We start from the raw sequence: 7,364 nt of genomic DNA, 5'->3' as shown, positions 1-7,364 counted from the left end.
CTGGATTAACAAGAGAGAGGTAAATGGCAGAATTACCGATCAGGAGATTCTGGATTATTACACCTATGAATCATTTGCTAAAAACTTTCCGTTAACCAAGTATCAAGGATACTATCCTCCTAATACGATTTCCCATTATGCTTTTGTGTTTGATATGGACAAATCGGATAAAGCAGCAGAAGTAATGTTTGATTCTATTGAGGAATACAAAAGTCTCTTTTCCCAAGCTTCTGAAGACTATACATTCCTTGTAAATCAGATTAGCTGATTTTGAGCGATAGTGCTGAGTTAGAGCAATTAAGGGAGCTAATTGAACTCTTTCCAGCTGAGTATTCAATCGATGATGTTGAAGAAGCGAACCGAATAGCTCGGACTCGGTTTGATGCTTTGGATAATCAGCTCATTCCGTATCTGGTTAGTGTTTTCAAAACAGGCGATGCACGGCCTTCTGTAAACATTTATCTTAAGCTTTGTGGGTCTTTCCATACACTTATCTTCAAAGAAATAATTTCAATAAATGGGGAATTTAGAAATTCAACCCATGATGGTTACGGTTCTGTATATTTTGGTGGGCAGAAAGGGCAAGAGCTAAAACCAAGATTTACCGGTTCCAAGCCTGAGAATATTGAAAATGATCTTAGGGAGGCATTTAAATTTATCATAGACCTTAAGAGCGATACTCCCGTTGACAATGCTCTTCGATTCTATCAAAAATTCGTTTTTGCACATCCGTTCTATGATGGGAATGGAAGAATCGCCCGGCTTTTTGTGAACTTGTATTTACTTGCCTACGGAAAGTTTATAGATTGGAAGAACTTACAGGACAAAGGTAAGTTTTTAAGTAAGCTCAACTATTATCACGAAACGGGCAAAGAAGACCATTTTAAGTGGTGGGCAAAAGTTTGCTATAAATTCGTGTATGAGATTTCTGATGAGGACGAAAGGTGATAATCTGACCTAACCTCACTCAAACTGCTTTTTCCAATACAAGTATTCTGCTTTTGCCATTTCAATTGAAGTATTATACTCCAGAGATTCACGTTGGACTAAAGTCTGTTCATCGGAAAGCTGGTTTAGAAAATTCATGTACTCAATCAAGGCCTTCTGATTCTCAAGATGGTTAGTAACCGATATCTTGATTTTCACTCCATTTGTTAATACTCCGGATATGTCATTTTCATTAATCTGAGAATCAAAGATAGAATAAACTTTAACTTGGTCACCTGTGAAACTCTTATCTGAAATTTCATATTTATCAAGAACAGGAATCACGCTTAAAATCAAATGATCATTTATGAGGTCAAATCTGTGAATCCTTGAAATCAAAAAGGCTGGTTCATTCTCCTTTTCAACTTTAAGAACTCTTTTGGTTAGGGCATTGAGCTGCTTTCCAATCACCTCAGTTTTTTCAATATATTTTTTGTGCCATTCATCATTTTTGAAGAGCCTATTCAACACATTCACAACATGTAATATATAAGTAGAAGTGCCGTGCGGTCCTGAAAAATGGTGACCTATAGGATGGGCAAAGTGGTTTCTAAGCCCTCTGGCTTTATGTAGGTATATTTTAAGGTTCTTCAGATATTCCTCATTGCATACATCATCAATAATATCTACAAGTCTTCGGTCATACTTTTTCCCCTTCTTATTTTTCGCTTTTAAAACAATGCCTTTTTCCTGAGCCCTTATTTTGATCGCCATTTCCAAGGTAAATAGACACTTCTTTAAGACTTCATCAAACATTTCCCAATGATAGTATGCATGTGCCATAAGGTATTCAGAAGTGGTATAAGCCTTAATAACGTCTTCTGGAACCTGTTCGTGGAAACAACCTTCTATAACTACTTTTTCTATGTAATCTTCTTGACCACTAAATTTATAGTGTTCCCATCTTTTATCAGGTTCTAAGTAATCTTTCATATAAAGGGTGTTGCTCAATTGATGAAATTAGGTTGATATATAAATCAACTATTTAACTCATCCAGGTACTCTTCAAAGGTGCTATAATTCTTCACCCCGTTTGACTTGTTTCTTTTCCCTTGAATAGTAGCATTTATTCTGCCTTTCAAGTACGTAGCAAGCTCTTCAAATCTTTCCTCTGGTATAAAGTAGGTCTTAGCTTTGAATTTAGACTCGATATTTTTGTGTATAACACCATAATGAAAGGGTCTTTTAGCACCGTAACCGCTATCAGCATTTCTAAAATCATAGTACCTCTTAACCAAATGTTGGATATAATTTTTCTTATCCAAATTTACTCCAATCGCCCCCTTTGGGTAATTTATTCTAGTCGATTTTGCCCCATTATTTATGGTTAGGTTATTTGCAACTATGCTCGAACTTACACCGCCACTGATGTTTACGTTATTTCCTTTGCCTTCATCTCTTTTTGGCATTTGGTGGATAATAGCCCCTAATGATTGCTTTTTCTTCATGACTTCTTCTAAAGAAATATCACCTGCCTCAACTAAACCGTGACAATTTTTGCATACTAACAAAAGGTTGTGAGGATCATTTGAACCTCCATCAGCTCTTGATACTATGTGATGTAATTCAAGTAATGAAACATTACTCTCATCACAAAAACTGCACCGACTTTTGGCTTGTTGGAATACTAATTTTTGAGTTTTTCTTGGAATTGGTTTGTCATTTCTGGGCATAATTTTTCCTTGAATTAATTATCTACCATAATCCAACTTTCAGACTTAACTTATTTTTAGGGTATTTACACAATAAGCAATCATAGTATTGGTAGTCTTCATCAATGAATGGTATAGCTTGCTCCCTCAAAAGCAGTTCTTATGGCTTCAAATTTATTAATTATATAGACCTTATCTAATAAGGACCTAAAAACCTTTTTCCATCAAAGTGAATTAGATGGCTTGGTGCTTCTGCCACCCATACTTCGGTTTCCCAGCTTATATCTGAAACATACTTAGCCATGGTTTTTTTGTCTGGGAAAGCCGTTACATACACTATACCCGCCTTTGAATCAGCAAAAAGCTTTTTTAATTCTGAAAGCCTTTTGGGATTTACCGGGCCATGGCTCGTGACAGCTTCGCATAAAAGAAGCCAGTTTTTCTTTTTGAAATGCAAAACGACATCAGGAAACTTACCATGGTTATCAAACTCCAAACCTATTTCTTTAAACGCTTTTTCATCATAATAACCTAACTTAGAGCCAGTATCCCCAACATACAATACAGTACCGCCAGGTGCATATCTTGGGCCAAACTTTTCAACAATATCTTTGATCAGTTGGCTATGTTTGCCTGGCGAAAGTTGCAATTCCTCTCCGTCAATTTTAAGCGGAATCTTTTGCATATTTCTTTTCTTGGCATACCGCTCTGCCAATGAGGTATAGTTTTCCATGAATTCGTTAACGTTACTTTCCCAATCATCGGAACCATAAGACTTAATAAGTTTTAGTGTATCTTCTTCAATCTGATAACACCAATTTGGGCTATTTATTGGCCTTAAAGGTTCGTCCGGATTTTGAATAGCGATCCCAGCATCAACAAATTGGTGCATTGTTTGCCTTCGTATAGTTTCACGAGTATTTGGTGCATATTTAACGCCATAATGCTCAGCTATAAAGTCCATAATAGGCGTGATACCCATTAACGGTTCTGAAGCATCTTTCCAATCATCATTTGGCTTTACATCCAGCAGGGCAAGCAGTGTGAGAGCCGACCGGTCATTCCTTTGCTTGTTTGGTAGGTCAAGAGTCTTTATGATCTCTAAAGCCTCATCAATTTTCTGTTTAAAGTTGGTAGCTGATTCCTGATTTTTTGGAGCCATTCTATCTATAATTGTTTCAATTAATTGGTCAATTTCTTTTTGCGACTGATGTTCTTGCCCTGCTTTTTTACCCAACTCTTTCAAGGTTTCAAGGTCCGGGTATTTTATCCGTTTTAAATCAGTTGCGTTCACCTGAGTATGCCCAGAAAACTGCCTGAAATATTGATCTACAAGAGTTGAATTAAGGTAGATTTTTATTCCCCTGGCAAGATCTTTATCTAACCCTTTTTTATTTTGATGGATTACATTTAGGTGGTTTTCAAATCCTACAAACTCTGAATCAATGTTAGTGGGATTGTATTCAGAAGCGTAAATCCTTCTCCTTTCCTCTTTTGAACTAAACCGCCTTGTTAGAACGTACCAACCGCTTATCATGAGGTACTTTCTGCTTTCATGAGTCATTTTGATAGCATTGGCTTTTCGGCCATTTGGCTTAGGCCATTTAACTCTTCCATTATTGAGATGTGAAGGATAGATAAGCGGGTACGTTTCACTGTCCGGCTCATTTTGAATGGCATCTTTTAGCCTAAAATCAACAACCGGTCCTGTACTTACTTTCAATCCCAAATCAGCCAATGAATTAGTAAATACATTGATATGATCTACTACCATTTGATCAAAATTATTGGTTGTGATATGGATCATTTGATCTTTATCCTCTGGCTTAATAACCTTGTCTGGTGTTACCACTCTTTCAGTTACAGAATCAAACGAACTATCCTGGCTTGTGGTGATTTTAATATTGCCTTGTTCTTTGTCCTTAATGCCGTGAATGATGATGTTCTCTTGCAGCACTTCATCATCTTTGAAGGCTTTGTTCCTGGCATTGAAAACATGAACCTGTTTGATATTCAATTCATCGAGCAGGAATTTTCGAAAAGGTCTAAAATAAACACCATTACAAAAGCTTCTTGGAATAATGGCTACTATTTCACCCCGATCCTTAAGCAACTTAATTGCCAATGCCATAAATCCGGCATAAAGATTTGAAGTTTCAATACCAACACTTCTCAGTTCCTTTCGATACTCAGATTTTGAGTTAATTTTTTGATAAGGGGGGTTCATTATGCAATGGCTGTACTTTTGCGTCTCAGATGAAAACAAGCCATTTTCTTTTGACAAGATCTGAGCTACTTCGTGAATAAAATCCTGATTTTTGACCTCCGTTTTTAACTCTGCATTATTCAACTTTAAATGGTTTCGGCAAGCAGAAAGAGAATTGTTTAATACCTCTATAAGCTCTTCATCTTTCTCATAGCACGTAATTTGAAGAGTTTCAATTTCCACCTCATCATTGATCACTTTTTCTACAAAAGCTGCTGACAGACTTCCTACTCCAGCACCTGGATCTAACAATGAAATGTCCTTATCAAAATTTTCAAATAAGGAAGCCATGAATCTTGCTATCTCAGATGGAGTAAAATACTGACTGAATGCTGATTTTCTTTCCTCATCAATCTGTTCGCTAGTAATTAACCTGTACTGGTCAATATGTTCTAAAAAATTGTCTTTACTGAAAACTTGATCTAAATGCATGTGTGAAAGTACAAAAATACATTACTTTAAACTTTAACTATCAACTGGCTGGCACAATTTGTTTAAAAATCGACTAACTACCGAATACCTGAATGGTCATAGATAAACAATTTGGTTGGCGCTTATCCTAACAAAATCAGGGCTTAAAGACAACTGGGTCAATTACAGAAGCTTTTTGCATATACAGCGTTTAAGTTGGCTTGTAAATTCAAACTTTTCAGTCACGTTTTAATTTAAGCTTAATTTAAGCCACAGTATTTATTATCTGATTAACATGATTTCTAATTCATCTTAACAGGTAAAGTCATGAAGCTTTTAAAAGTTTTAATCAGACCCATCTTACTTGAGGAAATTAGCAAGGAATTACGACATCACGGTGTATGCTGCATGACTGTCTATCATGGTGAGGGTACAGGCAGGTATATTGATCCTGCTAAAGAACATGGTTCATTGGATTTTCCTGCAATGCATGCTGAAGTAGTGAAAATTGAAATTGCTGTACATGATGAAGATGCGGAAAAAATTGCAGAGGTCATCCAAAATAAAGCTTCCACGGGATCAGAGGGAGACGGAATAATATTTATATCGAGTATTGAAGAAGCAGTTCGAATAAAAGATGGAACTAGAGGATCGGATGTTCTCATTTGACACCTTATTGTTCTAAAGTTGTACCTCGGTAAGAATGTCAATCTCGCTTTAAGGTTGTTTTAAGGTACGAGTTGTATGTTTTAGTAGCATAAAAAACAGTAAAACATAAAACAGGTGTCAATTATGAAACGCTTAACACTTACACTTTCTCTGATTCTACTATTTACAGGCATGAGTTTAGCCCAGCAAACGCAGGGAGATATGAATCAGAAAAAACAACAAATGATGGAAATGATGCAGGACTCTACCATGCGGTCCATGATGATGGAGCATATGGCAAAAAATCCCGAAATGCGCCGTCAAATGATGAAGCAGATGATGAATTCAGCAAATATGGATCACTCTGCAATGATGGATAACATGAAGAACATGCAAGATATGATGAAGAACAATCCTGAGATGAAACAGCATATGCAAAAACACATGGAAATGATGCAGTCGATGATGGTTGGCGAACAGATGGATCATTCCAAAATGATGGAACAAATGGGCGATTCATCCATGATGAAAATGCACATGATGTGTATGCAGATGATGCAAGGCGGCATGATGGATAAAGATGGTATGATGAATGGACAAGGCAAGATGGAGAACAAGGACGGTATGGAAGGAAGTAACCATCAAAAACATCATAATTAAATAGCCAAAGTAAATTCCTAATCGCTTACCCTGGTATTTAAAAAATGCCAGGGTTTACGTTTTCTCAGTCTTTAATAAAAATTCTTGCACCCTTTTTTGTGGAGGATAAAATGTCTAAACACTTATTTTGGATGATAGCTGGATGTGGAAGCGTCCTCATATTTCTGTTTATTGCGCCTAAACTTGGCTTAAATAGTGGCATTTCAACTACGATTGCAATTATTGCCATGTTAGGGTGCCATTTACTTATGGTACGTTTTCATCGCAACCATTCAGGACAGTAAAGTAAAACCATCAACAATAATCTGAATAGTTCTACTCTATAAAAAAATTTACGTTAACACTTCCCTCAATTTGTTTTGATCCATTTTTTGTGGGAAGGATACTCTTCGAAATTATGTTATCTCATTTGGTCAGATAGATGAAATGAACCAATTATGCCTTTCTAATCCCTTTAATCTAGATATGCGCCGTTTCCTAAACATCTAAGAACAAGCCTTCTTTCATTTCAGTATTCATATTTTCAAACTCACCTTTCAGTTTAAGCTTCATTTCAGGAACGACCTCGTAGGTTTGTTGTAGAATTTAAACGATCATTTAACAACGGATACATATAGCCATGGAAATGTTAAAAATATTGTTGCGTAATCTTGCTGAAAAATTGGGTCAAATACCTATAAAAACTCAAGTAAAAAGAATTCCGGTAAAAATAAATGCCAACAAAAACCATAATATACTAC

Annotated in this window: 7 protein-coding genes; 4 read left to right on the top strand and 3 right to left on the bottom strand. The window is 36.2% G+C overall.

Annotated elements, in window-relative coordinates; translation table 11 throughout:
- A partial coding sequence (locus tag B151_RS20195) for a hypothetical protein (protein WP_040517242.1) occupies window positions 1–268 on the top strand: 268 nt, incomplete at its 5' end.
- Between the two features lie 2 nt (window positions 269–270).
- Window positions 271–948: a Fic family protein gene (locus B151_RS0117120; protein WP_020404866.1), complete on the top strand. Its 678-nt coding sequence runs from the start codon at window positions 271–273 to the stop codon at window positions 946–948.
- Window positions 949–963: 15 nt separating this feature from the next.
- Here B151_RS0117120 and B151_RS0117115 read toward each other — a convergent pair whose 3' ends face one another.
- The 3 genes from B151_RS0117115 to B151_RS0117105 form a co-directional block, all read right to left on the bottom strand.
- The gene (locus tag B151_RS0117115; protein WP_020404865.1) at window positions 964–1,920 is read right to left on the bottom strand and encodes a hypothetical protein; all 957 of its coding nucleotides are present in this window, start codon (window positions 1,918–1,920) and stop codon (window positions 964–966) included.
- Between the two features lie 44 nt (window positions 1,921–1,964).
- Complete coding sequence (locus tag B151_RS0117110) at window positions 1,965–2,660, bottom strand: HNH endonuclease (protein WP_020404864.1); 696 nt, start codon at window positions 2,658–2,660, stop codon at window positions 1,965–1,967.
- Window positions 2,661–2,835: 175 nt separating this feature from the next.
- Window positions 2,836–5,337: a BsuBI/PstI family type II restriction endonuclease gene (locus B151_RS0117105; protein ID WP_020404863.1), complete on the bottom strand. Its 2,502-nt coding sequence runs from the start codon at window positions 5,335–5,337 to the stop codon at window positions 2,836–2,838.
- A gap of 306 nt (window positions 5,338–5,643) precedes the next feature.
- Here B151_RS0117105 and B151_RS0117100 point away from each other — a divergent pair, with 306 nt between their 5' ends.
- Both B151_RS0117100 and B151_RS0117095 read left to right on the top strand, forming a co-directional pair.
- Entirely contained in the window at window positions 5,644–5,985 is a 342-nt protein-coding gene (locus tag B151_RS0117100) for a P-II family nitrogen regulator (RefSeq protein ID WP_026166735.1), read from the top strand.
- A gap of 123 nt (window positions 5,986–6,108) precedes the next feature.
- A complete protein-coding gene (locus B151_RS0117095; protein ID WP_020404861.1) occupies window positions 6,109–6,624 on the top strand; it encodes a hypothetical protein in 516 nt (171 codons plus the stop codon).
- Window positions 6,625–7,364 lie beyond the last annotated feature (740 nt).

The organism is Gracilimonas tropica DSM 19535 (assembly GCF_000375425.1).
Lineage (GTDB): Bacteria > Bacteroidota > Rhodothermia > Balneolales > Balneolaceae > Gracilimonas > Gracilimonas tropica.
Note: the sequence above shows the minus strand (reverse complement) of the source record. Positions and strands in the feature narration are given on the sequence as shown.